This window comes from Terasakiella sp., assembly GCF_048267425.1.
GTDB lineage: Bacteria > Pseudomonadota > Alphaproteobacteria > Rhodospirillales > Terasakiellaceae > Terasakiella.
Genome location: NZ_JBLWXN010000006.1, coordinates 60,921 through 85,792 on the forward strand (window position 1 = coordinate 60,921; position 24,872 = coordinate 85,792).

The 24,872-nt window shown below is 43.8% G+C and carries 17 protein-coding genes; 15 read left to right on the plus strand and 2 right to left on the minus strand.

Annotation, left to right across the window (positions count from 1 at the left end; genetic code table 11):
• Nucleotides 1-298 precede the first annotated feature (298 nt).
• From ACN0VA_RS10810 to rffA, 13 genes are all read left to right on the plus strand, one after another.
• Nucleotides 299-2,878: a bi-domain-containing oxidoreductase gene (locus ACN0VA_RS10810; RefSeq protein WP_417821162.1), complete on the plus strand. Its 2,580-nt coding sequence runs from the start codon at nt 299-301 to the stop codon at nt 2,876-2,878.
• Nucleotides 2,871-7,490: a heparinase II/III domain-containing protein gene (locus tag ACN0VA_RS10815; protein ID WP_417821163.1), complete on the plus strand. Its 4,620-nt coding sequence runs from the start codon at nt 2,871-2,873 to the stop codon at nt 7,488-7,490. The genes ACN0VA_RS10810 and ACN0VA_RS10815 overlap by 8 nt, the downstream gene beginning before the upstream one ends.
• Nucleotides 7,491-7,543: 53 nt before the next feature.
• Entirely contained in the window at nt 7,544-8,347 is an 804-nt protein-coding gene (locus tag ACN0VA_RS10820; protein ID WP_417821164.1) for an ABC transporter permease, read from the plus strand.
• On the plus strand, nt 8,340-10,121 hold the full coding sequence (locus tag ACN0VA_RS10825) for an ABC transporter ATP-binding protein (protein WP_417821165.1): 1,782 nt from the start codon (nt 8,340-8,342) through the stop codon (nt 10,119-10,121). Before ACN0VA_RS10820 ends, ACN0VA_RS10825 begins: the two co-directional genes overlap by 8 nt.
• A 94-nt stretch (nt 10,122-10,215) precedes the next feature.
• On the plus strand, nt 10,216-11,094 hold the full coding sequence (gene rfbA, locus ACN0VA_RS10830; RefSeq protein WP_417821166.1) for a glucose-1-phosphate thymidylyltransferase RfbA: 879 nt from the start codon (nt 10,216-10,218) through the stop codon (nt 11,092-11,094).
• A 4-nt stretch (nt 11,095-11,098) separates the two neighbouring features.
• Entirely contained in the window at nt 11,099-11,782 is a 684-nt protein-coding gene (locus tag ACN0VA_RS10835; protein WP_417821167.1) for a WbqC family protein, read from the plus strand.
• A gap of 17 nt (nt 11,783-11,799) precedes the next feature.
• Nucleotides 11,800-12,771 carry a glycosyltransferase family 2 protein gene (locus tag ACN0VA_RS10840; RefSeq protein ID WP_417821168.1) on the plus strand — a complete coding sequence of 324 codons (972 nt, stop codon included), beginning with the start codon at nt 11,800-11,802 and terminating at the stop codon, nt 12,769-12,771.
• Entirely contained in the window at nt 12,768-13,535 is a 768-nt protein-coding gene (locus ACN0VA_RS10845) for a TylF/MycF/NovP-related O-methyltransferase (RefSeq protein WP_417821169.1), read from the plus strand. The genes ACN0VA_RS10840 and ACN0VA_RS10845 overlap by 4 nt, the downstream gene beginning before the upstream one ends.
• A 21-nt stretch (nt 13,536-13,556) precedes the next feature.
• Nucleotides 13,557-15,008, plus strand: coding sequence for an NAD(P)/FAD-dependent oxidoreductase (locus ACN0VA_RS10850; protein ID WP_417821170.1), 1,452 nt, complete (start codon nt 13,557-13,559; stop codon nt 15,006-15,008).
• The gene (locus ACN0VA_RS10855; RefSeq protein ID WP_417821171.1) at nt 15,008-15,394 is read left to right on the plus strand and encodes a hypothetical protein; all 387 of its coding nucleotides are present in this window, start codon (nt 15,008-15,010) and stop codon (nt 15,392-15,394) included. Before ACN0VA_RS10850 ends, ACN0VA_RS10855 begins: the two co-directional genes overlap by 1 nt.
• A 38-nt stretch (nt 15,395-15,432) precedes the next feature.
• Nucleotides 15,433-17,898 carry a hypothetical protein gene (locus tag ACN0VA_RS10860; RefSeq protein ID WP_417821172.1) on the plus strand — a complete coding sequence of 822 codons (2,466 nt, stop codon included), beginning with the start codon at nt 15,433-15,435 and terminating at the stop codon, nt 17,896-17,898.
• Nucleotides 17,899-18,007: 109 nt separating this feature from the next.
• Complete coding sequence (gene rfbB, locus ACN0VA_RS10865; protein ID WP_417821173.1) at nt 18,008-19,054, plus strand: dTDP-glucose 4,6-dehydratase; 1,047 nt, start codon at nt 18,008-18,010, stop codon at nt 19,052-19,054.
• A gap of 42 nt (nt 19,055-19,096) precedes the next feature.
• Nucleotides 19,097-20,221 carry a dTDP-4-amino-4,6-dideoxygalactose transaminase gene (gene rffA / locus ACN0VA_RS10870; protein ID WP_417821174.1) on the plus strand — a complete coding sequence of 375 codons (1,125 nt, stop codon included), beginning with the start codon at nt 19,097-19,099 and terminating at the stop codon, nt 20,219-20,221.
• A gap of 87 nt (nt 20,222-20,308) precedes the next feature.
• On the opposite strand, the gene ACN0VA_RS10875 is transcribed toward rffA, so the two are convergent.
• Complete coding sequence (locus ACN0VA_RS10875) at nt 20,309-20,893, minus strand: DUF1013 domain-containing protein (protein ID WP_417821175.1); 585 nt, start codon at nt 20,891-20,893, stop codon at nt 20,309-20,311.
• 120 nt (nt 20,894-21,013) lie between these two features.
• Nucleotides 21,014-22,012, minus strand: a complete 999-nt coding sequence (locus ACN0VA_RS10880) for an NAD(P)H-quinone oxidoreductase (protein ID WP_417821176.1) — start codon at nt 22,010-22,012, stop codon at nt 21,014-21,016.
• Between the two features lie 348 nt (nt 22,013-22,360).
• Between ACN0VA_RS10880 and ACN0VA_RS10885 the strand changes: the two genes are divergently transcribed.
• Both ACN0VA_RS10885 and ACN0VA_RS10890 read left to right on the plus strand, forming a co-directional pair.
• Nucleotides 22,361-23,494 carry an ATP phosphoribosyltransferase regulatory subunit gene (locus ACN0VA_RS10885; protein ID WP_417821177.1) on the plus strand — a complete coding sequence of 378 codons (1,134 nt, stop codon included), beginning with the start codon at nt 22,361-22,363 and terminating at the stop codon, nt 23,492-23,494.
• A gap of 30 nt (nt 23,495-23,524) precedes the next feature.
• Nucleotides 23,525-24,817 (plus strand): adenylosuccinate synthase, encoded by a 1,293-nt coding sequence (locus ACN0VA_RS10890; protein ID WP_417821178.1) that lies wholly within the window; start codon nt 23,525-23,527, stop codon nt 24,815-24,817.
• Nucleotides 24,818-24,872 lie beyond the last annotated feature (55 nt).

Sequence of the window (24,872 nt, forward strand, 5' to 3'; positions counted from 1 at the left end):
AAAGCAATCTCGGATATTTAACAGTATTTTCATTTACTCAAAATGTTTTTAAATTTTAAGGTCATTAAATCTTTAACGGTTTTAACTCAAGGTTTCCGTACAGCTTTTTGTTGATTTAACCAGAAAAATGTTGTGTTCAGGACTAAGGTCAATTAAAAGCTGTTTTATTAGGAAACTAGCTACATTATAGTGAGGGATTGTGCGTCAGGTATTAGGTGCTTCAAAGGGTGTTGTTGTTGCTCGTTCTCCGAAACCAGCATTGCAAACTGGTTCAGTTTTGGTACGAGTGAAATATTCCATGATTTCTATAGGGACGGAAGTGGCCGGTTTAATGCCACCCGATGAAGCCCCAAAAGGAAACATCGAAATCGTCAAAGAAAAAGCAGAAGACGGCGCACGCAAAGTAGGCAAAGCCATTGCTGACCCCAAACGTGCCTTCCGATATTTAAAAAATAAAGTTGACGCACGCGCTGCCCGAAAAAAAGCTTTACAAGCAGAAGCCGAAGTTAGGCCAGTTCTTGAAGGTGCAAAAGTTACTTGGACGCAAAATGCTGCCAGTGAATTTTCTTTTGAAAACGGCGTTCTAAACCTGACAACTGACGACTCACCAGCCCTTTATCAAGCTGATGCATCCCCCATCCCGGTGCCCGAAGGTTACATCCCTGAAATTTCTATTAAAGGTGCAATGTTATCCGGCATGGCCGTCTTTGGTTTCTTGAGTGAAGACAAAAGCAACTGGCTGGAAACGGCAACCTTTGCCTCCGGTGAACTGGATGAATGCCTTCTCGTCGACCCGGGGAACAACAAAAGTGTCAATTTGGTTATCGCCAACGCCGGCACCTTGGAACCCAGCAAAATCATCCTTGAATCTGTAACCGTGCGTTTAGTCCCCCGCAAAGAAGGTGGCCTGCCCCCTAGCGAAATGGGGCAAGTCGGCTGGAACCTTGGCTATGCCGCAGCTGGCGAACTTATCGAAGTCGCCGAAGGCGTCGAAGGCTTTGCCCCCGGTGACTTGGTCGCCTGTTCCGGTGCCGGTCAAGCAAACCACGCAGATTTTATTTGTGTAAAACAAAACATGGTTGCCAAATTGCCTGCAGGCGCAGACTTACGCGATGCCTGCTCCACAACAATTGGTGTTATTGCCTTACAAGGTGTACGCCGTGCGGACCCTCTACTTGGTGATAAAATTTGTGTCCTCGGCTTAGGATTAATCGGTCAAATTACAGTTCAACTTCTTGTTGCTAACGGTTGTCGCGTGATCGGTTTTGACCCGGACCCTGAACGTGTTGCCCGTGCAATCGAATTTGGCATGGAAGCCGGCGGAAGCAATCCGGATGAATTCCTGATGCAAATCCGTAACTTCACAGGTAATCAAGGTGTCGATCGCACCATCATTACAGCAGCAACCAAATCCAACATCGTCATTAATACAGCCATGCAAGTCACACGCCGTAAAGGTGTTGTTGTGATCGTGGGTGACATCGGTTTGGATGTTAAGCGTGCCGATTTCTACAAGAAAGAAATTGACCTGCTTATGAGCAGTTCTTATGGACCGGGTCGTTATGACCGTAACTATGAAGAATTTGGGCAAGACTATCCTTATGCGTATGTCCGCTGGACAATGAACCGCAACATGGAAGCTTACTTGGATTTGCTGGCCAAGAAGAAAATCGTCATTGGGCCCATGATTGACGTGGAAGGCGAAGTCGATGACGCGCCTGCTGTCTATGGTGCGCTGATGGATAAAGATGCAGAGAAAAAGCCTCTCGCGGCTGTTCTGCGTTATGATAACGAAAATCTAGAAGCCTACCACGATGATCCGACTATTGTTTTACAGGGGCATCGTAAATTTAAACCAAACAAAATCAATTACGCGCTGGTTGGTGCAGGTGCCTTTGGTCAATCCATGCTTGTTCCCAATTTGGCAAAGTCAGGCGATAAATTCTTCCTGCGTGGTGTTGTCAGTCGAGATGCTATTCGCGGGGGTAACTTTGCCCGTCAAAATAGCTGCTCACTTTTTGCCTCCAATATTGATGGCGCCCTGCAAAGTGACGAAATTGATATGGTCGTTATCGCCACCCGTCACAATGAACATGCCGAACAAACTGTTGCCGCGATTAAAGCCGGTAAACATGTTTTTGTGGAAAAACCGATTGCTTTGACCTGGGATGAACTTGGGAAAGTGGAAACTGCCTACAACGAGTGCCCGCAAGACAAAAAACCGATTGTGATGGTCGGCTTCAACCGTCGTTTCTCCCCTGCCCTGCAACGTATTGCCAAAGAACTGGCCTCCCGTCAGGGGCCGATTATGGTAAATTACCGATTGAATGGCGGCTATATCCCGAAAGAAAGCTGGATTCAGGATGAACAAGGCGGTGGTCGCAATATCGGTGAAGCGTGCCATATGTATGATTGTTTCCGTTTCCTTGCTCGTAGTCCTGTCAAAGATATCAGCGCACATGCCATTGCAACGGCAAACACACCTTATATGAAGAATGACAACTTCGTCGCAACTTTGACCTACGAAGATGGAAGTGTCTGTAACCTGATTTACACAGCTGTCGGCCCTAAAAAAGGCATGCCGAAAGAACGCATCGAGGTCTTTGCAGACGGAGACGCATATGTCGTGGATGACTTTAAAGTCCTGACAAAGGCCAGTGCGAATGTCAAAAAAGAAGGTGATAAAGAAATCATTAAAGAATCACCTATCTGGCAATCAAACGACCCGGACAAAGGCCATGGCGAAGAAATGCGCCAACTGGCTCAATCGTTTGAAAACGGTACAGAAGCACCGATTCCATTTGAGGAAATCATAGAAACTTCTGCCGTTGCTTTGACAATTGAAGATTTGCTTTTTAATCGAGTGAACAATGACTAATGGTGCAGGAAAGTTTCTGTTTGTAGATGCAGAAAGTCTTAATGTCGGCCTGTTTGAAGAGCTCGCATTATATTCGATCGATGGTACGCAAAAGCATTCGTTACCAGTTCCTGAGCTATTACCCTGCCCAGACATCTTGGCAGAAGTGGCAGAATGCAACCCTGATGGTCTTGTCTTTTCTGTCGGTATCGGCGTTGTGCCTTGGGCGATCTTAAAGATCGCCCTAAAAGCAACCCTAAAAGGAAAACCGGTTTGGATATATTGGGGCAGTGAAGGTACTGTGCAACGCGTGGGCCTACGGCAATGGAACCACCTTTTTGCACAGCGTTATGCCTCTCGTTTTTTCTCACGCTGGCATCTAAAAGAATTCGGTACAGAGCCTGAAGCCTCTCTCGATGAGACTGCGCAACAGGCTCTTTCTGTATCGCAAACTTTTGACCAAGTCTTTCCAAATCTCCAAACTATTGCTTTTTCCAACTTGCCCGACAATCCTTCGCCTGAAACAAAAGTTCATGGTACCGGGATTTATTTCCGTGGTGATTTCTGGGCACCGCTTGTCGCAGGTGGCAGCTACGGCCATACGACTTATGTCGCCAAAGAACTCTCTGAAGCCACAGAAGATTTTGTCTGCCTTATGGCCAATCCTCTCACCATGATTGATGAGCTGGGTATTAAACAAGTTAAACTTGACCCTCCAGGTGAGCACGGAAATGATCTCAACGTCCTGAAAGGGACAGATCATTATTATGAAATCCTGAAAGAAAAAATCCAATCTCTGGATAAACCGCCTGCTTATATTTACGAACGTCTCATTTTGGGCAACTACGCCGCAGCACGCATCAGTCGCGACCTTGGTATTCCTTATATTTTGGAATATAATGGTTCTGAAATTTCCATGAAACGTAGCTTTGACACTCAAGGTTACGATTATGAAGACACCTTCATGTTAACGGAAGAAGCTGCATTCCGTCAGGCAGCCCTAATCGTCGTTGTTTCCGAAGCAATCCGGGATATGGCCATTCGTCGAGGTGTTGATCCTCGTAAAATTCTGGTCAACCCCAATGGGGTCGACACGGACCATTACAAACAAGCAACAGTTGACGAGAAAAAAGCCATTAAAACCGAGATGGGATGGGATGAAAATGCCCCCGTTATCGGTTTTATTGGAACCTTTGGCGGCTGGCACGGAATTGACGTTCTTGCAGAGTCATTACCCCGTATTGCCGCAGAACATCCTGAAGCACGTTTCCTACTCATTGGTGATGGCGGGTTCAAGCATTTGGTCGAAACCGCCGTTACAGAAAACGGCCTGGAAGACCGCGTTAAATTAACAGGAATGGTTCCTCAAGCTGAAGGCTGCCGACTTTTAAAGGGATGTGATATTTTCATATCACCCCACAGCGCCCATATGGTAGATAGCCGTTTCTTTGGGTCCCCAACTAAACTTTTTGAATATATGGCATTAGGCGGTGCTGTTATCGCCAGTGATTTAGAACAAATCGGCGATGTCATGCGCCCATCCTTATATTCTGAGGACTTGGCAAGCGTTACAGATGTCGGGGATGCTCGTGGTGTATTGGTTGAACCCGCTGATGTAAACGATTTTGTTTTTGCCGTTTGCGGTTTGTTAAAACGCCCTGAATTAATTTCTAAGCTCGGTGAAAATTCCGTCAAAGCCGTAAGCGAACATTACTCGTGGAAACGCCACGTTGAGCGGATTTGGCAACACCTTCTTCATCTCTATGGCGGTACAAAAATTCCACCAGGTGAAATCCCTGCACCGGAAGCGACGATGGAGAAAAAAGACCTCGGCGATGAAACCGAGATGAATGATCGCCAGACTAAAGCCCGCCAGCGTGAACTCGCCTGGTACAGCCAACAACGTAAAAACCGTTACCAAACGAAATTGCCCTGGCTTTGCGAAGAGTTCCCGTTAAAAGAGCTCGATGGTAAAGAGGTTCTCATCCTTGCCAGCGACAATGGATACGATGCCGTCACACTCGCTGAACATGGTGCAAAGGTGACAATGGTTGATTATTGCCCGGTCAATTTGCGTGAAGCTGAAGCTCAATTCAAGATTCTTGGACTTGAAGGTACTTTTATTCCCTCTGCCTTGGATGATCTACCGTTCACGAACGACTGCTTTGATATTGTCATTTGTGTATCCAAACTTTCATTGCAAAAAACACCATATGATGTCGTCAGTGAAATTGGACGTGTTTTAAAACCTGGCGGACGATCTTATGTCGGTCTTCTCTCCCAATGGTCTGCTAAATACTGGTATTCTTGGTTCGCCCGTCGTGGTTTGAAAAAAGGCCGTTTGTCACTTTGGTCCATGAACGAAGTTCTGTCACGTAGCGTCGATATCACTTATTTTGATAAGCGTGAACTTGTATCCGTCTGGGATAAGGCATCCGCGAAGCGGCTCTTCAATGGCTTCACAAACTTGTCTTTTGCAAGACGCGATATTGACGATTTAGATATTCCTGGCCGTGTCAAAAAGTGGCTCCCAAAAGCAGTTGCTGAGCGTTTCTTAGGCTGGAAACTGATTGTCACCGCAAAAAAACCGAAGCAAGGTTTTGAAAAACTTAGAGGTGTGACCAAACTGGGCATGCCCCAGTACAATTTTGACGATCAGCTTAAAATTACTGGTCAGACCGTGACTGCATGGGTGGACAATCGTCGCCAAACGGCCTTTACTTATGCAGGCATTGTCATCAAGGATCTGGAGCCCCTCAAACGTCATTGTCCAGATCAAGTGAAATCGACTTTAAATGAGGCAGACCGAGTTCTGCGTCATGAATTCGACCTGCTTGGAAGCGGCACGTTTATCCCGAGCAATATGGGCGATAATGGGTCTTATGATTACAAACCAATCAATTGGCATTTGGACCCGGTTCGAAATCTGACTTTCCCCAGCAATATTTCTCACAAACAATGGAATTTGTTTGAAATGCGCCCCGGAAATGCAGACGTCAAATATCCTTGGGAATTGGGCCGTCTTCAACATTGGCCCTTGTTGGCGCAGGCTTATGTCCTAACCGGTGATTTCAAATATGCACGTGAGATCTCAGATCAGTTAAAAGATTTCATGGCCTCAAATCCTATTGGTATTGGTGTCAACTGGACCTGTACGATGGATGTAGCTATTCGTGCTGGCAATATGGCCATTGCGTTTGATATTTTACGCGAATGTAACTTCCCATTTGAAAAGACATTCTGGGACGAAGCCTATAAAGCTTTGTTTGAGCATGGCGATTTCATTTATAGGAATTTGGAAAACCATTACGAAGTAACAAGTAACCACTTCCTGTCAAACGTTGCAGGCCTTTACATCATGGCGAACGCCTTCAGTGATCTTGAAGCAGGTCAGGAATGGGGTAAGTTTTGTCATGATGCTTATGAAAAAGAAATCATTGCACAGGTTCTCCCTGACGGTGCAGACTATGAATCTTCTGTTCCCTATCACCGATTGGTCACAGAATTATTCATGTCTGGCTATCGCATGGCCCAACTTCGCGACGAACCTTTATCCGAAGGCTATGCCAAAGTTTTGACAAAGATGCTGGACTTCCTGTCCACATTGACACGACCAGACGGTCGCATGCCACAAATCGGGGATGCTGATGATGGTCGCCTGCACATATTTACAGATTATGGTCGTTGGGACCGCCAAGATGCCCGTCATCTTTATGGCCCGGCTAGCGTACTGTTAAAGAATGATACGTGGCAGTCCTACTTAAAAAGCGAAGACGAAGCACGTTGGGAAACCTTCTGGTGGGGGCTTGATACAAGCACCATTAAAAAGACAAACACACCTGAACGTGTTGCACATTTTGCAGATGCGGGATTAAGCCTCAATTATGCAAATAACAATTGGTTATTGATCAATAACGCGATTGTCGGAACAAAAGGTTTTGGCAACCATAAACACAATGACCTTTTGTCTTTTGAACTTCACCTCTCAGGTACCCCCTTCGTTGTTGACCCTGGCAGTTATGTCTATACATCTGATTTTGCCGCGAGAAACCATTTCCGCAGCACACGTTCACATGCAACCGTCATGTTCGATGGTGTAGAACAAAACGAAATGCGCCCGGACTGGATTTTCCGTATGTTCGCAGAAGCCGAACCTCATGTAGAACAACAAGGTCCGGAAGGCGAATATTATGTATGGTGTGGCTGGCATGATGGTTACAAACGTATTGGCGGCCCTAATCATTGGCGCACATTTGTTCACGATACTGCATCAGGTTCACTGGTCATTCTAGATCGTTTCATTGGAGGGAACTTTAACGAAGCTGAATGGAATTTACCATTGGCCGTCGGTGTCGATGTCAGCACCAATACGTCCAATAGCCTTTCACTACAAAACAACGGTATCAAGTGTGAATTTAACGTTGACCAGGAAGTTAGCTTGCAGATCGAAGAAGCGGGATATTCCCCCTCTTACGGCGTAAAACAACCTGCTAAACAGATTAAATTTAAATTGGATGGTCAAATTCGTAAACTTTCCTCATGGATCAAGGCCGGTGATATTTCTCAAGACCGGATTGACAATATGATGAAAGTAGCAGAAATACATATGAATAATCATTCTTCCGAGACCTGAGTCTATATTCAGCGAAGGTAATAGAGGATTTAAAAGGAAAGATAAGAGATTTTATGTCTTTTATAGCCAACTTATTTGGGATGTTATTACGCAATCGACGAGTTATTGCATCGACAACCCGCATTGAACTAAGAAAAAGATATTCAGGTTCCTTTTTTGGCTCTTTATGGGTTTTCTTAAACCCCCTGTTATTCTTATGTATCTACTTGTTTGTTTATCTTGTTGTATTTAAAGTCCGTTTTCCCGGTTACAGCGACTTAGACTATGTTCTGTATGTCTTTTCCGGATTAGTTCCCTATCTGGCATTTATGGAAGTCATTCAAGCGGCATCGGTCTCTATTAGACAAAACATACATTTGGTTAAAAATGTTATTTTGCCGATTGAGATTATTCCCGCCCGGTTAGTGCTCATCGCACTCATCCCACACCTGATTGGCTTAGGGCTTGTCTTAATTATAGCCGCCATAAACAATACACTAGGTTGGCATAACCTCTATCTCGTAATTGCTATTGTTATCTTCACAACATTTCTTGTGGGGCTGGCGTTATTTATGGCCCCGCTCGGGGTATTATTTCCCGATGTTCAACAAATAGTTGGGTTGTTCACTTTATTCCTCATCTTTGTCTCCCCCATCGGATTTCGTCCTGAAATGGTACCCGGCAAAGCACGTATAATCGTCGATATCAATCCAATCTACTATATGATCGATATGTATCGAACTGGTTTTGGGGCATTCGGACAAGTTTCCCCTGATTGGTTCCGTATGGGTGTTGCACTCGCAATTGCACTTGTATTTCTTGTTCTAGGGACGTTTTTCTTCCAAAGATTTAAGGCGTTTATGACCGATTATGAATGATCTACTTATTGATGTTCAGGCATTAACAAAAACCTATCGACTTTTCGACAAACCGTCTGATCGGATGTGGGAAATGTTGCGTTTATGGGGCAAGCCTAAAAATGCACGTTTCCATGTTGCACTCAACAAAGTTTCCTTCTCCGTTCAAAAAGGGGAACGGATCTCCATTATTGGCCGGAACGGTGCTGGGAAAAGCACATTGCTTCGCCTTATCAGCGGGGCTACAAATCCGACCAGTGGTAAAATAACCGTCAATTCTGCCGTTCAGGCCTTATTACAAATTGGCGCAGGTTTTCATCCTGAATTTACAGGCCGGCAAAACGCAGAAGCATACCTTGCACAAATGGGGGTCCCATCTGCACAAATTGCAGAAATGCTTTTAGATATCGTAGAGTTCGCAGAACTCGAAGAGTATATCGATCAGCCGTTAAAAACATACTCTTCAGGCATGGTCTCTCGGTTGGGTTTCTCTGCAGCCACTGTTGTCAAGCCGGACCTGCTTATTCTTGATGAAGTCCTTAGCGTGGGAGATGCCTATTTCGCACGCAAAAGTCAGGAACGCATCGAAGAACTTTCAACCGGGTCAGGGACAACATTGCTCTTTGTCACGCACGACATTTATTCCGCTCAAAAAATGTGTCCTCGCATGTTATGGCTAGACAATGGCGCTATCCGAATGGATGGAACCAGTAAAGATGTCGCTGCAGCCTATGAAAAGGCAATCAAAGAACGTGAAGAACAACGTTTAGATCGTAAAAGATTGGCGATCTTAAAAAAGAACCTATCCCAAAAGTCGAAACCACTCGTTTGCAATATAAAACTCTCTGAAGAAAAAATTGCCGACGATCAATTTCTGCTCTTTGAAGCCATTCGTTTTTATGACTCTAAAAATGAACTTCACCAAATGTCATTTTTGCATGAACTTGATGAAAACGGCAACGGCATAAACCTTCATACCGATTACGGTTCATGGGGAGAAGAAGCTGAACAAGATGACCGAAAAGGGCGCATTTTAGAGGGGCATGGTTCGGTCTTTTTACAGGCACCTTTTTCCATTTCATCTGAACAGGTTTTGCCTCCGTTAGAAGAAGAAGAACTATATGTAGAAGTCAGCCTTTATGCCAAACAGGAAGAAACGATGAAAATCACCGTTCTTCATCCTGATGGTCGTCGACAATATTCCGGTATGATAGAATGTTCAGCGGGCTGGAACAGTGTCTCTGTTCGGCTGACACATGGGCACGGTGGCCTACAAAACGAGCAAAAATTATCCAGTGAGCGTTATGGCAATCGCTCCATTGAGATCACAAATGTCGAATTCCAAAATGAGAATGGCGACGCTTGCCACGTTTTTTCCCCTGGCGACCCTTTAAAAATTAAGCTTCATTATCGTGTAAACCGTAACGATATCGATGAAAAACCCATTTTTGTATTTGGTTTTCAACGACCTGATAATGTCCGCAGTCACCGTTTCTTCTGCAAAGACATTCACATAGGACCAAACCAACCCAAAAGTGGTGTTATTGAAGTTCAAACCGATAAACTCCTCTTGGGGGCAGGCGATTATTTTGTAACGACTGCCATTTTTAAAGAAGGTTATTTCACGTCTGCCGAAGCACTTAAACATTATACCACCAATAAAGGTGTCTACGATTCACATCCCAAGGCATATGAAATTAAGGTTGCACAATCCTTAGAAGAACCATTATTTAATGATGTCATCTTCATCCATGATGCAAATTGGTCATTGTGTTCAGAAGAAACGGAAACGTAGGTATACCCGTAATACGAAGTATGATTGTTTTGACAATTAAGATAAAATATGGTCAAACAGTGCTAGAAACTAAGGGGTTTAGGGGAGAAAAACGTTGGCTTGGAAAGGTATTATTTTAGCAGGAGGGGCCGGTTCTCGCCTGTATCCATTAACGCATGGTCTGTCCAAACAACTTTTACCTATCTACGACAAACCGATGATTTACTATCCCTTATCCGTTCTCATGCTCGCCGGGATCAGGGATATCCTCGTTATTACAACACCTAAAGACATGCCACTTTTTAAAGACCTTTTGGGTGATGGACAAAAGATGGGAGTAAAACTCTCCTATGTTGAACAACCCTCTCCCGATGGGCTCGCACAGGCCTTTATTCTCGGTGAAGACTTCATTGGTGATGATAATGTTTGCCTTATCCTTGGTGATAACATTTTTTATGGTCAGGGTCTTAAAGACAAATTGGATAAAGCACTCGCCAAAGACACAGGCGCAACCGTATTTGGATATCAGGTTCGAGACCCCGAACGTTTTGGTATTGTTGAAATGGGGGAAAATGGCAAGGCTGTATCTCTTGAAGAAAAACCTTTAAAACCCAAATCAAATTATGCCGTTACAGGTCTCTACTTTTATGACAACCACGTTATAGAAGTTGCAAAAAATTTGAAGCCCTCAGAACGTGGCGAACTTGAAATTACAGATGTAAATAAAGTCTATTTAGAAAAAGATACCCTCAATGTTGAAGTTTTTGGGCGCGGCTTTGCATGGTTAGACACCGGGACGCATGATAGCTTGATTGAAGCGGGTCAATTCATCCAAACCATTGAACATAGACAAGGATTAAAAGTCGCCTGCTTAGAAGAAATTGCCTATAGAAACCGCTGGATTTCCAAAGACCACCTACAAGAAATCGGTCAAAAAATGAAAACCAACCCTTATGGGCAGTATCTTTTGCAAGTCTCTAAAGAAGGCTACTAAAATTATGAAGAAAGTAGCGATACTCCAGTCAAATTACATTCCTTGGAAAGGGTATTTTGACATGATTGCTTCTGTAGATGAGTTTGTATTTTACGATGAGGTACAATTTACTAAAAACGATTGGCGTAATCGAAATAAAATTAAAACACCAAATGGTCTGAATTGGCTAAGCATTCCCGTTGGAAGCAATATTTCGCGACGTATCTGCGATGTTGAAATCACTCAACCAAACTGGAAACGCAAGCATTGGCGATCTATAGAGGTGAGTTATGCAAAAGCCCCCTATTTTAAAGAAATATCAGACTTGATAAAGCCCCTTTATGCAGAAGATAAATTAACTAATCTTTCTGAAATAAACACTGTTTTTATCAAGACCATATGTGCCTATTTAGGGATTAACACCCAGTTTAAAAACAGCCAAGATTTTGACCTACCCATAGGTAAAACGAAAAAACTGGTTTCTCTTTGCCAAGCCTTAAATGGGTCAGTCTATATCTCAGGTCCTGCAGCAAAAGATTATTTAGAAGTTTCCTTATTTAATGAAGCTAATATTGAAGTCTCATGGTTTGATTATTCTGGCTATTCAGAATATCCACAACTTTGGGGAAGTTTTGAGCATGGTGTCTCCATCCTCGATTTGTTATTTAATTGTGGCCCCAATAGCCCTCAATACATGAAGTATATATAATTAATATGACCTCTGACATGAAGTACTCAATTGTTGTTCCTATCTATCACGATTCATACCTTGCTCCAGCTTTTTGTGCTGAAATCAAATCTGTCATGTCAAATTACTTAAAGACAGACAAACTCAATGGCATATTGGAAGTTATTTTTATTAACGATGGCAGTGGCCTTGAATGCCTAAATGAGCTCATAAGCCTGAGTAAGGCCTATAATTTTGTAAAAGTCTTGGACCTATCTAGAAATTTCGGACAACATTCCGCCATTGCATGTGGTTTACAAGAGGCAAAAGGTGAATTCGTTGTTCGTATGAATGTCGATATGCAAGACCCCCCCTCATACATCCCCACCATGTGTGAAACAATGGTCGAGGGAGATTATGATCTGGTCGTCGGCCAGTATTCGGAGAGAAAAAGTCCGTGGATTAATAAGGTAACGGCTCATCTTTATTTTCGCCTCTTCCGTTTCTTAACAGAATTCGATGCACCTCAAAACACATCCCCTCTGCGAGTTATGAACCGAAAGTTCGTCGATGCCTATAACAGCTTGACTGAAAAATCTCGCTTCCCACAGGGTTTGGATCAATGGTTAGGTTTTAGACACAAATACATTCCAATAGAACATCGTGAACGTATTGATCAAAAATCTTCTTACAATTTTTGGTCTCGCCTTATACTTGCTATTAATGGGATCCTATATTGCTCAAGCAGACCCCTGACTTTAGTTGCGGTTTTCGGTTTCATTGTTGCAACTTTAGGGTTGGTGTTAGCTTTATATATTGTTATCGAAAAACTACTAGGTTATAACTTCGCGTCTGGATTTGCATCGTTTATCTCTTTAGGTCTCATAGGGTTTGGAATACAACTTTTCTGTATGGGCTTAATTGGAATTTACATATCAAAGACTTTTAAAGAAGTTCAAAACCGCCCACTGTATATTATCCGTGAAGAATATACGAACGGGTTCATTTCAGCTACGGGAAAAGACAAATGAAAAAACATGAATCGGCTGTAGTCAGCTACTCATCAGAAGATAGCTTGGACGCCAGAATGGCGTTATTTCATAAGATGAATGAGTACCAAGCAACTGATGATGAAAAAGAACGTTCATTAGGCCTGTTCTTGAGAGGATCTTTGTTAGCTCGCATCTTAGCGACAGCTGAAATTTATCAAATGATCATTGATAAACCGGGCGCTATTCTGGATATCGGAACATGGCGGGGCCAAACAGCTGTTCTCTGTGAAAACTTTAGAGCAATTTACGAGCCGTTGCATTTCAACCGTCGTATTGTTTGTTTCGATACTTTCGAAGGCTATAAAGGTTTCTCGGAAAAAGATAAAGCAACTGATTTACATAAGGATGGAACGTATGGTGTCGGCGGCGATGACTACGTAACATTTTTAGAAGATTTGCTATGCCTCCACGAACAAAACAATGCAATGGGACACAACAATGGCAAACACAAGGTTATAAAAGGTGATTGCTGCGAAACGATCCCTCAGTTTTTTGCAGAAAATGCTCACGAGTTTGTTGCGCTTGCTTTCTTTGATGTTAATTCATTTGTACCGACATTGGATGCCTTTGAAAAAGTATGGGCTCGCCTCATCCCCGGCGGGGTTGTTGCATTCTGGCAATTAACACGCAACACAATTCCGGCGGAAGGCAAAGTTTACGCTGAAGAAATTATCGGTAAATACGGGCACTCTGTACGCCGCACTCAAAATTACCCCGGCTTATGCTATTTGGTAAAAGAATAACTTACGTTGGAATAACCTGATATGAAAACAGTTATCGTTGGTAACGGAATTCTTGCTTTGACGAGTGCATTCCGTCTAATTCGTCGTGGAAACCCAGCTGACGAAATTACTATAATCGGAAAACCGGCTCGTGAAGGATCTGCAACATTAGCTGCAGCTGCTATGTTGAACTCTTTCGCCGAAATCGAAAAAGGCGGGTTAGAGTCAGACCTTGATCTCTATCGCTTCGAATTAAGCCATACCGCAACACGCATGTGGAAAAATTTCGAAGAAGAAATCATTGAAGCCGCTGGTGATACGTTGCCCGATGGCTGTTCCAAGTGTTTAGGGTGCTCTGGCGGCGGTTGTTTTGAAAGTGGTACATATGTCGTAAACAATACAGCTGCCGACGACCTCGATGATGAAAACTTTGACGCGATCGTACAAGCACTAGACGATTTTAATGAGCAATACGACGTTATAAACCCCAAAGATATCCCAGGGTATTTACCCGAACAACGTTATCGGGCAACCCGTGGAATTTATATCCACAACGAAGGCTGGTTTAACCCACGTCTGATGATTGAGAAACTGGATAACTGTCTTCGCCAATATCCAAATGTGCACTTTGTTGAAGACAATGCCGTTTCCATGAAGGAAGAAAACGGAAAAGTTATTTCCGTTCAGCTAGAAAACAATAATATCGTTGAAGGCGACCGCTTCCTCCTCGCAACAGGGGCAACCGTTTCCAAGATACTTGAAGCAAGTAACTTCGACCTTCCTGTACAGCGTGTTTTCTACGGTGTGGGTGTTTCCATTGAATTAAAAAGCCCCGACAATCCACTTGAAAAATGTATTCGTACACCAAATCGTGGGTTGGCATGTGGCTTATACGCCGTTCCTTACTTCCAAGGGCCTAATGTTGCCAATGACCATATACTCGTTGGCGCAAGTAACTTCATTACACCTTACCCCTATGATTATGGTCGTTTAACAAGCGTCGAAGGGTTGATCCGAGGGGCAATGGAACAAGTCAATCGCAACTTCTATCGTGCCGACTTGGTGCGCGTAAACGTCGGATGGCGCCCAACCAGTCAGGACTCCTACCCTATGATAGGTAAAACATCATTGGCAAACCTTGTGATTGCGACAGCTACAAAACGAGATGGGTTCCATATGTCACCACTCATCTCAGAAAAAGTCGCAGCTCTGCTGAATGATGAAGAAATAGATGAACGCTTTAATGTGTTTGCACCAGAACGAAAACCAATTATGGAGCTAACACGCGAACAAGCCATCGAAAAAGCTTTACGCCATCAATTAAACGCTGCTTACCAGCACGGTTTTGTCCCTTCTAAAAACCGAATGGTTGACCAAGTTAAACAAAAAATGAAAGACGATCTGGAAGCATTGCACGATCAAGTCGGCGCTGTCGATTGGGGCATTCCGCCTGAAATGCTCGATATGTACCGTTATGGACATGCGAAAATCTGATGAAAATGCTTCTTACCATAGCCCCTACTTTGTTATTAGTTGTCTATGGACAATTGATGACAAAGTGGCGGGTTGAAATACTTGGAAAAGCAAACTCAACCAGTGAAAACCCCGTTTTCACTGGTTTGATCGGGAAAATTTATAATTTTCTATCTGACCCATTTATTATTTCAGCTTATGTTACTGCCCTGATGGCTTCAATCACATGGATATTTGTCTTAGAGCGGTATCCCATATCCTCAGCCTTCCCAATATACATTGGGCTAACATCCATTTCTGTATTTCTTGGTGGTGTGTTTCTTTTTGGAGAAACATATAGTTTTATGAAAATATTAAGCGCTGCCCTTATTATCATTGGCGTTATTATTGGCGTGCAAGAAACATAATAAGTCATAAAACATCGCAATCAACTCATGGATAAAGCATGTATTCCAGATTAAATCATGGCTGCAAGAATTTTTTTAATAATAAAAATATTATTATTTCTTTGAGTCTTTTTTTAATAGCTTTTGTTTCTTCCTCTTTCTATTTAAAAGATAATTGGGGAAAAGGTAGTTTTTATCAAAGAGAATTCACTCCATCTGTGATGCTTGCTTGTGGACATGGCTATGTAAATGTTGGCAAAGAACCGTCAACGGCAACACTTAAGGATTTCCTTGCACAAAAAAGCAAAAGCTACGACTGCTCAGATCTTGAAAAGGGCTATAAGATCGAAGAATTGAACTTAATGCAACGCGGTCATTATTACTCAATGGCAGTGGTTAGTTGGGTATGGAAAATTTCTGGTCTTATTTCATGGAAGGCCCTTACGCCATATTTCGCGCTTACTTTTGCCTTCACAATTGTTATCGCGTATCTGCTATTTAAACAATTTCTAGCGACTTACCTTGCTTATGCAGGTGCCGTCTTTTTATCTTTATCTGACCTTTTATTAACACACCTTCCTCATTTTAGAGATTTCTCAAAAGCACCCACTCTACTTGTTTCTTTACTTCTTTGTGTACTCCTCTTTAAAGCAAACACATCAAAACAAAGGGCTCTAATAAGCCTTACTCTCGGCGTTACATCCGGGATTGGGATCGGTTTCAGAATGGATATTTTGATGCTAATTCCGCTTATTATCTCAACAATTTTTCTATTTTGTAAAATTCCATTTTCCCGAAAAGGACTTTATGAACGCATCTTCCTTGTCGCTATATTCGGAGTTTCTTTTAAAATCGTTGGGTGGCCTATTTTTAGCATGCTAGAAGGCCATGGCGGTAACTTATTTCATGTCACTTTATTAGGACTATCTCCATTTTTTGACAAAACGATTGGTTTGGCTGGCGGAACAACATTAGTCGAATATTATAATGATGTTTTTTTACAATATCTTGTCTCAACTTTCCATTCTTCCTCATTCGGCCTTCTTACTAAGCTAAACTTAGGTTCTCTTTCCTACGAAGCAGCATCCCAAAACTACTATTTCTTATTGGCTCGTTTATTTCCAGCCGATTTTTTTCTGTCTGGGCTAGCTGCAATTTGGGATACCCTCAATCTCATATTTAATAATAATGCAGATGTGTTCCATTGGATGCCTCTACAACAGAGTACTAATAATCTTTCAGACGGGCTCAAAGCATTTGTTCTGCTCACTCCTCTTTTCTGTTTGGTCTTCATAAAAAAATATGGATTAAAAGCAGCCTTTTTCATTGCCGTTTCGCTTGGGTATTTGTGTGCTGCAACATCTATTCAATATCACCCTCGGCATTTTTTCTACCTGCAAATAACATCACTTCTCTTAGTATTGGCTGCTTGCCAGATATACTTTTATGTGATCGTTCTCTGTGTACAAAAAGCCCATAAAATAAAAACTATTCCCAGTTCATTTAACAAGAAAGTTCTCAAGGCATATTTTTTACCTCCTATATTTCTGGCCTTTTTTATCTTCGCAGCGCCATATACAATTTATTCTTTACTTCTAACTTATCAAAACCACCAAACTGTTGAGCTTCAGCGCCATCTATTAAACCTTCCTGTGCAAGAAATCCCATATGAGAAGGTAAAAGGTAAAGAATACGTAAGGTATGTCTTAAAAGAAGAAGATAATATCAATACAAATCGTATTACAGGATATTATCTTTCTTTTGATATCGATAAGGATAAATGTAACACTAATGATTTTAGGGTTCATCTATCTTATAAAAGCGATATTCAATACTTTAATTTTTCAGAGTCAAAAAACTTTTCTGGAAAAACTACTTTCAAGGTAATGTTCCCTGTTTTTTCAAGTATTGATTCCAGGTTTAAAGAAATCATTCTGGAGACAGAGGCAGAAAAGTGCGTCACAAACTTTTCTCAGGTAAAAAAAGACGGCACTCATTACCCTCTATTAAGCATTGCTATCCCAACGCAGAAAGACGAGATCAAACCACTTCAAGAACGTAAGTTTGCAGAGCTCTTCCCCAATTATACACGCCCATATATACTCCTTGAACGATACAATGGTTTTAATAACCAACCCAACCCACTATACTTCTTTGCTGGTGATAAAAAACCGATTAAAACATTCACACACCTTGATCAAAACATAATGCACGAAGGTCAGAACCTCATGTACTTTAACGCCGTTCTTCCATCTAGATACCCCTATCTGATTGTAGGGGAAAAAAATCTTGGTAATTACAAAGGATATCAAGTAAGTGGGAGCGTTGAGAAAGGAGTTTTGACCGTTGGTGCTCTTGACAAGAACGGAAACTGGTATTGGCAAATGCACGCCCGTGGTGACTTTAAAATTGCCACAGAAGTTCCACCAGGTGGGCAGGCCTTAATTGCAGCCAATCAACCAGACACAGGGCTACCGCTCAAATTTAAGATTAAAAGCTTCGATTGGCTTGATGCACAGGAATAATGCGTAGATTGATACAATTAAGTAATATACGTATCAGCTTTCTGGCACAAAAACACTTATAAATCGTTTTGTTTTATTGTGCCTGATCACACAATTTTGAGGAGTTGAAATGCGGCTATTAATTACAGGGGGAGCTGGGTTCATTGGTTCGGCACTCATCAGGTATCTCATTAAAAATACTAAAAATACGATCCTGAATATAGACAAGCTGACATATGCCGGAAACTTGGAATCCTTACTCAGCATTTCAAGCCATAAACGTTATCAGTTCCAAAAAATTGATATTTGTGATCAAACAGCCTTAGAGGCTGCCTTTTCTTCTTTTAAGCCTGATGCCGTTATGCATCTTGCTGCAGAGTCTCATGTTGACCGTTCTTTGACAGGCCCGGCTGCCTTTATTGAAACGAATATTGTCGGCACTTATACTCTGCTTGAAGTCTCCCGGAAATACTGGGAGAAGCTGCCATCACAACAACAAGACAGTTTTCGTTTTCATCATATTTCTACAGATGAAGTCTTCGGCGACCTCGCCAACACGACAGACCTATTCGTCGAAACAACGCCTTATGCGCCCAGCTCACCCTATTCTGCAAGCAAGGCCAGCTCAGACCATCTAGTGCGCGCTTGGCGGCGTTCTTATGGCTTACCTACTGTGATCAGCAATTGTTCCAACAATTATGGCCCTTATCAATTCCCGGAAAAGCTTATTCCTTTGATGATTACAAATGCCCTAAAAGGAAAACCCTTACCTGTCTATGGAGCCGGAGATCAAATTCGTGATTGGCTATATGTCAATGATCATGCAAAAGCCCTTTATGCTGTCCTGACAAAAGGCAGTGTTGGCGAGACCTACAATATTGGCGGCCACAATGAAATGCGAAACATTGATGTCGTTACAATGATATGCGATCTACTTGGCGAGAAAATGGATGGGCAAGACTTTAGAAAGCTCATCACTTTTGTTACTGACCGCGCGGGTCACGATTTACGATACGCTATTGATGCCAGTAAAATTGAGCGTGAACTTGGATGGACACCCGATGTAACGTTCAAAGAAGGCTTGGAACAAACCATCCAATGGTACCTTGATCACCCGCAATGGTGGGAACGTATTTTTAATGGTCGTTATCTAGAGACCAATAATGCCATAACTTAGATAACTTCATTCTGCTTCAATATACTGCAAAGAAAGTCAAAAATGATTCCCTTTAACAAGCCTTATCTAACCGGCAATGAAATCCAGTATTTGACCCAGGCTATAGAAGAAGGACACCTTTCTGGCGATGGAGCATTTACGCGACAGTGCCATTCATGGCTTATATCCAATACTGGTGCAGCAAAAGCACTTCTTACTCATTCTTGTACAGCAGCCCTTGAAATGGCGGCACTTTTAATTGATCTTTGTCCAGGCGACGAAATCATAATGCCAGCCTACACCTTTGTTTCGACGGCCAACGCTTTCGTCCTGCGCGGTGCTATACCGGTCTTTGTAGACATATGCCCTGACACCTTAAATATTGATCCTGATTGTATTGAACAGGCAATCACAGCAAAAACAAAAGCGATTGTCCCTGTACATTACGCAGGTGTCGCATGCGAAATGGATACAATTTTAGACATTGCAAGACGTCATAACCTTTATGTAATTGAAGATGCCGCTCAAGGGATTATGTCAACTTACAAAAATAAACCGCTGGGTACGATTGGTGATATAGGCGCCTTCTCCTTTCATGAAACCAAAAACATTATCTCCGGTGAAGGTGGTGCCCTCTTATTAAGAGATGCTGATTTTGCAGAACGTGCTGAAATCATCCGGGAAAAAGGCACCAATCGCAGTTTATTTTTTAGAGGACAAGTCGACAAATATACATGGTGTGATATTGGATCATCTTATCTGCCTAGCGAATTAATCGCTGCCGTTTTATATGCCCAGTTGGAAAAAGCAGAAGTAATCACAGGAAAGCGATTGGATATATGGGAACAATATCACGAAGCACTCGCTCCCTTGGAACAAGCAGGTCATATTACTCGACCCTTTATCCCCTCTGACTGCCAACATAATGCTCATATGTATTATGTACTTGTAGAAAGTTTAGCTGTTCGGACTAGTCTTATCGAACACCTACGAGCATGCGGGATCAGTGCCCCCTTCCATTACGTTCCTTTGCAAACATCTCCAATGGGGCAAAAAGCAGGGCGTTATGCTGGCAAACTTAAAATCACGGACGAGAAGTCTGAACAAATACTGCGTCTCCCCTTATTCGCAAGTATGACTGGAACAGAGCAAAACACAGTAATAAACGCAATAAAGACCTTCTTTTAATTCCAAATGCATTTACAGTAAAAAAAATGGTGCCTCAAATGGGCACCATTTTTTATTCAACGGATAGAGTATAGAAGAAAAACAGAATCAATCTTCTGTATTTTCCTCAACCTGATCCGCAGCTTTACCTTCAGCTTTTTCCAGTTTAGCTGCACGTGCGCGTGCGACGATCACGGCTTTTTCCAGATCAGCTTCGGTGCATAGGCCCAAAGTTACCGGGTTGCGTGCGGTGATGTTGGGGGAATTCCAGTGGGTTTTATCACGGATTGCTTTAATGGTCGGTTTGGTTGTTCCCAACAGTTTGGAAATTTGCACATCTTGCAGTTCCGGGTGGTTTTTCACAAGCCATGCGATTCCGTCCGGGCGGTCCTGACGTTTGGAAACAGGTGTATAACGTGCACCTTTCCCACGGGCTGTAGGAACCGGGTTGGTTGAACGCGCCAATTTCAAACGTGCTTTCGGATCAGCTGCACAACGATCCAGTTCAGCTTGCGTCAATTGACCATTTGCGATCGGGTCCATGCCCTGCATGCCCATACCGACATCGCCATCTGCAATAGCTTGGATCTCCAATTCATGCAAACCACAAAAATCAGCAATTTGAATAAAGCTCAGAGCTGTGTTTTCGACGAGCCAAACGGCCGTCGCCTTGGGCATAAGAGGCAGCGCCATCTTGGTATTCCTTTTCTTAAGTAAGAATAATCTCGATTGAACATGGTCAATCTGATTGATTTGTTACCCTATATATAATGGACTTTTCGCTCAGGTCAAACTTCTTCCATATGAAAGAGGTCAACTTTCAACATTCAAGACGATTTTACCGATATGTTGGCTGCTTTCCATCAATTCATGTGCCGCTGCCGCCTCATTCATGGCAAAAGATTTAAACAAAACAGGCTTAACCTTGCCGCTTTCAATTAAGGGCCAGACCGTTTCACGCAATTGCTGTGCGATTTGTTTCTTAATTGCCAATGGCTGTTGGCGAAGCGTCGACCCTGTAATCGTCAATTGTTTCATCATCACGGACATAAAATTCACTTCCGCCTTGGATCCCTGCAAATAGGCAATATTGATCAAACGTCCCTTTTTCGCCAAACATTTAATATGACGGGAGATATAATCGCCGCCGACCATATCGAGAATCATATCCACGCCTTTTCCGTTTGTGGCTTCTTTAATGACCTCGACAAAATCCTTGTCTTTATAATTGATCGCCAATGAGGCCCCAAGATCGCGGCATGCCTGACATTTGGCATCATTACCCGCTGTCGTAAAGACCGTCACACCCAATGCCGTTGCCATCTGAATTGCGGTGGTCCCGATTCCACTGGAACCGCCCTGTACCAACAAAGTCTGTCCCGGTCTTAATCCTCCCTGAAGATAAAGATTAAACCAAACTGTAAAAAAAGTTTCCGGCACAGCTGCGGCTTCTTCCATCGTTAAACCGGATGGAATGGGTAAACACTGTTCAGCCGGGACAACACAATACTGGGCATAGCCACCCCCATTGGTGAGCGCACAAACAGTGTCCCCGATGGAGACGTTTGTAACCCCTTCCCCCAGTGCAACAACCTCGCCTGAAATCTCCAATCCCAATAGGTCAGATGCCCCCGGTGGTGGTGGATAAAGTCCTTTGCGTTGAATAACATCCGGGCGGTTCACACCTGCCGACGCAACCTTAACGAGGATCTCCCCCGTCCCTGCAACGGGGACATTGCGCTCAGTCATTGTTAAAACATCCGGTCCACCCGGCTCACGTATTTCCACACACTTCATCGTCTGTTCAATCATAACCACGGGACCCTATTTTCTGTTCAATAAAATACACAGTCTTGCTTTTTAAAATAATTTAGTTTCCTTGACAAACGTCAATTTTTGCTGCGCTGCAGCAACTATTTTTCTTGACCGAAGGCTTTGACGCCGCCTAGAGTGCCTCTGCCGACAAAAGGCAAGTTTGACAGGTTGAGGCCATAAAATAGGGGCTGCCAGTTCCATATAGAGAACGGCAGCCCTAATTAATTTTGCCCCGGGCCACACACAGCGTAACATAAATAATATTTAACCGTTGCCGTTTTCATTGAATCCGGCTAGAAAGCCGCGTTTGGAATTTTTGCGCCCTCAACTCGCGCGGATAGGGATATGACTGACAGAGCCTTGCTGCCAACCGGCCTAGAAGATGTTTTACCAATTGATGCACAACATGAAGCATCCGTCGTCGATCATCTTATGCATACTTTTGCATCTATGGGCTATGATCGCGTTAAACCGCCCCTTATTGAATTTGAAGACAACCTGCTGCAAGGCAGCGGTGCTGCGATTTCGGCACAGACATTTCGCGTTATGGACCCTGTCTCGCAGCGCATGTTGGGGATTCGCCCCGACATGACCGTTCAGGTCGAACGTATCGCAACCACCCGCCTGATCAATGCACCGCGCCCTTTACGTCTAAGCTACGCTGGACAGGTTCTGCGTGTTAAAGGTTCCCAACTGCGCCCGGAACGCCAATTCACCCAAACCGGGATCGAGTTGATCGGATCTGACGCACATGCCGCAGACTGCGAAATCATCCTGCTCGCCCATGAAGCTTTAAGCAAAGCGGGTGTCAAAAATCTCAGCGTCGATCTGGGCCTACCGGCCCTTGTCCCTGCGATTTGCGAAGATTTAAATATGGATCAACAGACCCGCGAAGATTTACGCATTGCATTGGATCGCAAGGATGCGGCAAGCGTGAAGGCACTGGGCGGTGTGGCGGCAAACCTGTTTGCACAATTGCTGGACAGTGCCGGACCGGCATCCCATGCCATTGCTATTTTGAAAAAACTGGAACTTGGCGGCAAAGCAAAAGAATTACGTGAACGTCTGATCAATGTATATGATCTGGTCAAATCACAAGCCCCGGACCTGAGCGTTACAATCGATGCCTCGGAAAATCGCGGGTATGAATATCATACGGGTGTTGCCTATACCTATTATGCAAAAGGCGCACGTGGTGAACTGGGCCGGGGCGGTCGCTATGTCGCAGGCTCAGGCGAAGCCGCAACAGGTTTTACTGTATTCGTTGACAGCCTAATGCGCGCCCTTGAAAAAACAGACGCACCTGAAAAAGTTTTCCTTCCCTTTGCGACACCTTCACAAGAAGGCGCACGTCTCAGAGCGGATGGACATATTATCGTAAACGGATTGCAAGAGGTCCCAGACGAACAAGCTGAAGGCTTGCGCATGGGTTGCAGTCACATCTTCTTAAACGGAAACATCGTAGCACTGTCCCGTTAAGGGCAGTATTCAAAACGGAGATTTTCACCAATGACAAACGTAGTAGTGGTCGGGTCCCAGTGGGGCGACGAAGGTAAAGGCAAAATCGTTGATTGGCTTTGCGAACGTGCCGATGTCGTCGTTCGTTTTCAAGGCGGTCACAACGCAGGCCATACTCTTGTTATCGACGGTGTGAAATATAAACTCAGCCTCCTGCCTTCCGGTATCGTGCGTGGTGGAAAACTGTCCGTCATCGGTAACGGTGTCGTCATCGACCCTGCGGCTCTTTTGCGCGAAATGGACACCATTCGCGGCCAAGGTGTTGAAATCAAACCGGATAATCTGGCCATTGCGGAAAATGCCTGTTTGATCCTGCCAATCCATCAACAACTGGATAATGTGCGTGAAGAAGCCCTTGGCAATGCCAAAATCGGCACAACAGGTCGTGGTATCGGCCCGGCTTACGAAGATAAAGTGGGTCGCCGCGCCATTCGTTTTGGCGATTTGGCAGACCCGGAAACTTTACCGGCAAAAATCGAAAAGCTGCTTACTCATCATAACGCCATCCTGCGTGGTCTGGGCAAAGAGGAATTCAGTGTTGAAGACCTTTTAAACCCGCTGTTGGAAATGGCACCGAAGTTGATGCCTTATTCCAAGATTGTTTGGCAATTGCTGGATGAAGCAAAAAGCAAAGGCCAACGCATCCTGTTTGAAGGTGCCCAAGGAACCTTGCTAGATATCGACCACGGAACCGTTCCTTTTGTAACATCTTCCAATACAGTTGCCGGTCAAGCATCTGCGGGTTCAGGCATGGGACCGGGGTCTTTGAACTATATCCTCGGTATTACCAAAGCCTATACAACACGTGTTGGTTCCGGCCCCTTCCCGACAGAATTACTGGACGAAGTCGGTCAAGGTCTTGGAGAGCGCGGCCATGAATTTGGCACAGTCACAGGTCGTCAACGCCGTTGCGGCTGGTTTGATGCGGTTCTGGTTCGCCAAGCAGTTAAAGTAAACGGTATCAGCGGCATTGCCTTGACCAAACTGGATGTCCTGGACGGTATGGACGAGTTAAAAATCTGCACCGGCTATGAACTGGATGGCAAAGTGATCAAACACCTGCCGTCAAACCCGGCAGAACAAGCACGCGTCGTTCCCGTCTATGAAGTTATGGAAGGCTGGAAAGAAAGCACGGAAGGCGCACGTAGCTGGGGCGATTTACCCGCAACATGTGTCAAGTACGTCAAACGCGTCGAAGAATTGATCGAAGCACCGGTTGCTGTCTGTTCTACAAGCCCGGAACGCGACGATACCATTTTGGTGACAGACCCGTTTGGTGGTTGATCCACAGAACAAACAAAATTTAATTCTTAAAAATGCCCTGATCTTTGGATCGGGG

Excerpts from the sequence above, each read along its gene's own strand:
- ACN0VA_RS10810 (WP_417821162.1), top strand. The coding sequence starts at position 299 with ATGATTTCTATAGGGACGGAAGTGGCCGGTTTAATGCCACCCGATGAA.
- ACN0VA_RS10815 (WP_417821163.1), top strand. The coding sequence starts at position 2,871 with ATGACTAATGGTGCAGGAAAGTTTCTGTTTGTAGATGCAGAAAGTCTT.
- ACN0VA_RS10820 (WP_417821164.1), top strand. The coding sequence starts at position 7,544 with ATGTCTTTTATAGCCAACTTATTTGGGATGTTATTACGCAATCGACGA.
- ACN0VA_RS10825 (WP_417821165.1), top strand. The coding sequence starts at position 8,340 with ATGAATGATCTACTTATTGATGTTCAGGCATTAACAAAAACCTATCGA.
- ACN0VA_RS10835 (WP_417821167.1), top strand. The coding sequence starts at position 11,099 with ATGAAGAAAGTAGCGATACTCCAGTCAAATTACATTCCTTGGAAAGGG.
- ACN0VA_RS10840 (WP_417821168.1), top strand. The coding sequence starts at position 11,800 with ATGAAGTACTCAATTGTTGTTCCTATCTATCACGATTCATACCTTGCT.
- ACN0VA_RS10845 (WP_417821169.1), top strand. The coding sequence starts at position 12,768 with ATGAAAAAACATGAATCGGCTGTAGTCAGCTACTCATCAGAAGATAGC.
- ACN0VA_RS10850 (WP_417821170.1), top strand. The coding sequence starts at position 13,557 with ATGAAAACAGTTATCGTTGGTAACGGAATTCTTGCTTTGACGAGTGCA.
- ACN0VA_RS10855 (WP_417821171.1), top strand. The coding sequence starts at position 15,008 with ATGAAAATGCTTCTTACCATAGCCCCTACTTTGTTATTAGTTGTCTAT.
- ACN0VA_RS10860 (WP_417821172.1), top strand. The coding sequence starts at position 15,433 with ATGTATTCCAGATTAAATCATGGCTGCAAGAATTTTTTTAATAATAAA.
- rfbB (WP_417821173.1), top strand. The coding sequence starts at position 18,008 with ATGCGGCTATTAATTACAGGGGGAGCTGGGTTCATTGGTTCGGCACTC.
- rffA (WP_417821174.1), top strand. The coding sequence starts at position 19,097 with ATGATTCCCTTTAACAAGCCTTATCTAACCGGCAATGAAATCCAGTAT.
- ACN0VA_RS10875 (WP_417821175.1), bottom strand. The coding sequence starts at position 20,893 with ATGGCGCTGCCTCTTATGCCCAAGGCGACGGCCGTTTGGCTCGTCGAA.
- ACN0VA_RS10880 (WP_417821176.1), bottom strand. The coding sequence starts at position 22,012 with ATGATTGAACAGACGATGAAGTGTGTGGAAATACGTGAGCCGGGTGGA.
- ACN0VA_RS10885 (WP_417821177.1), top strand. The coding sequence starts at position 22,361 with ATGACTGACAGAGCCTTGCTGCCAACCGGCCTAGAAGATGTTTTACCA.
- ACN0VA_RS10890 (WP_417821178.1), top strand. The coding sequence starts at position 23,525 with ATGACAAACGTAGTAGTGGTCGGGTCCCAGTGGGGCGACGAAGGTAAA.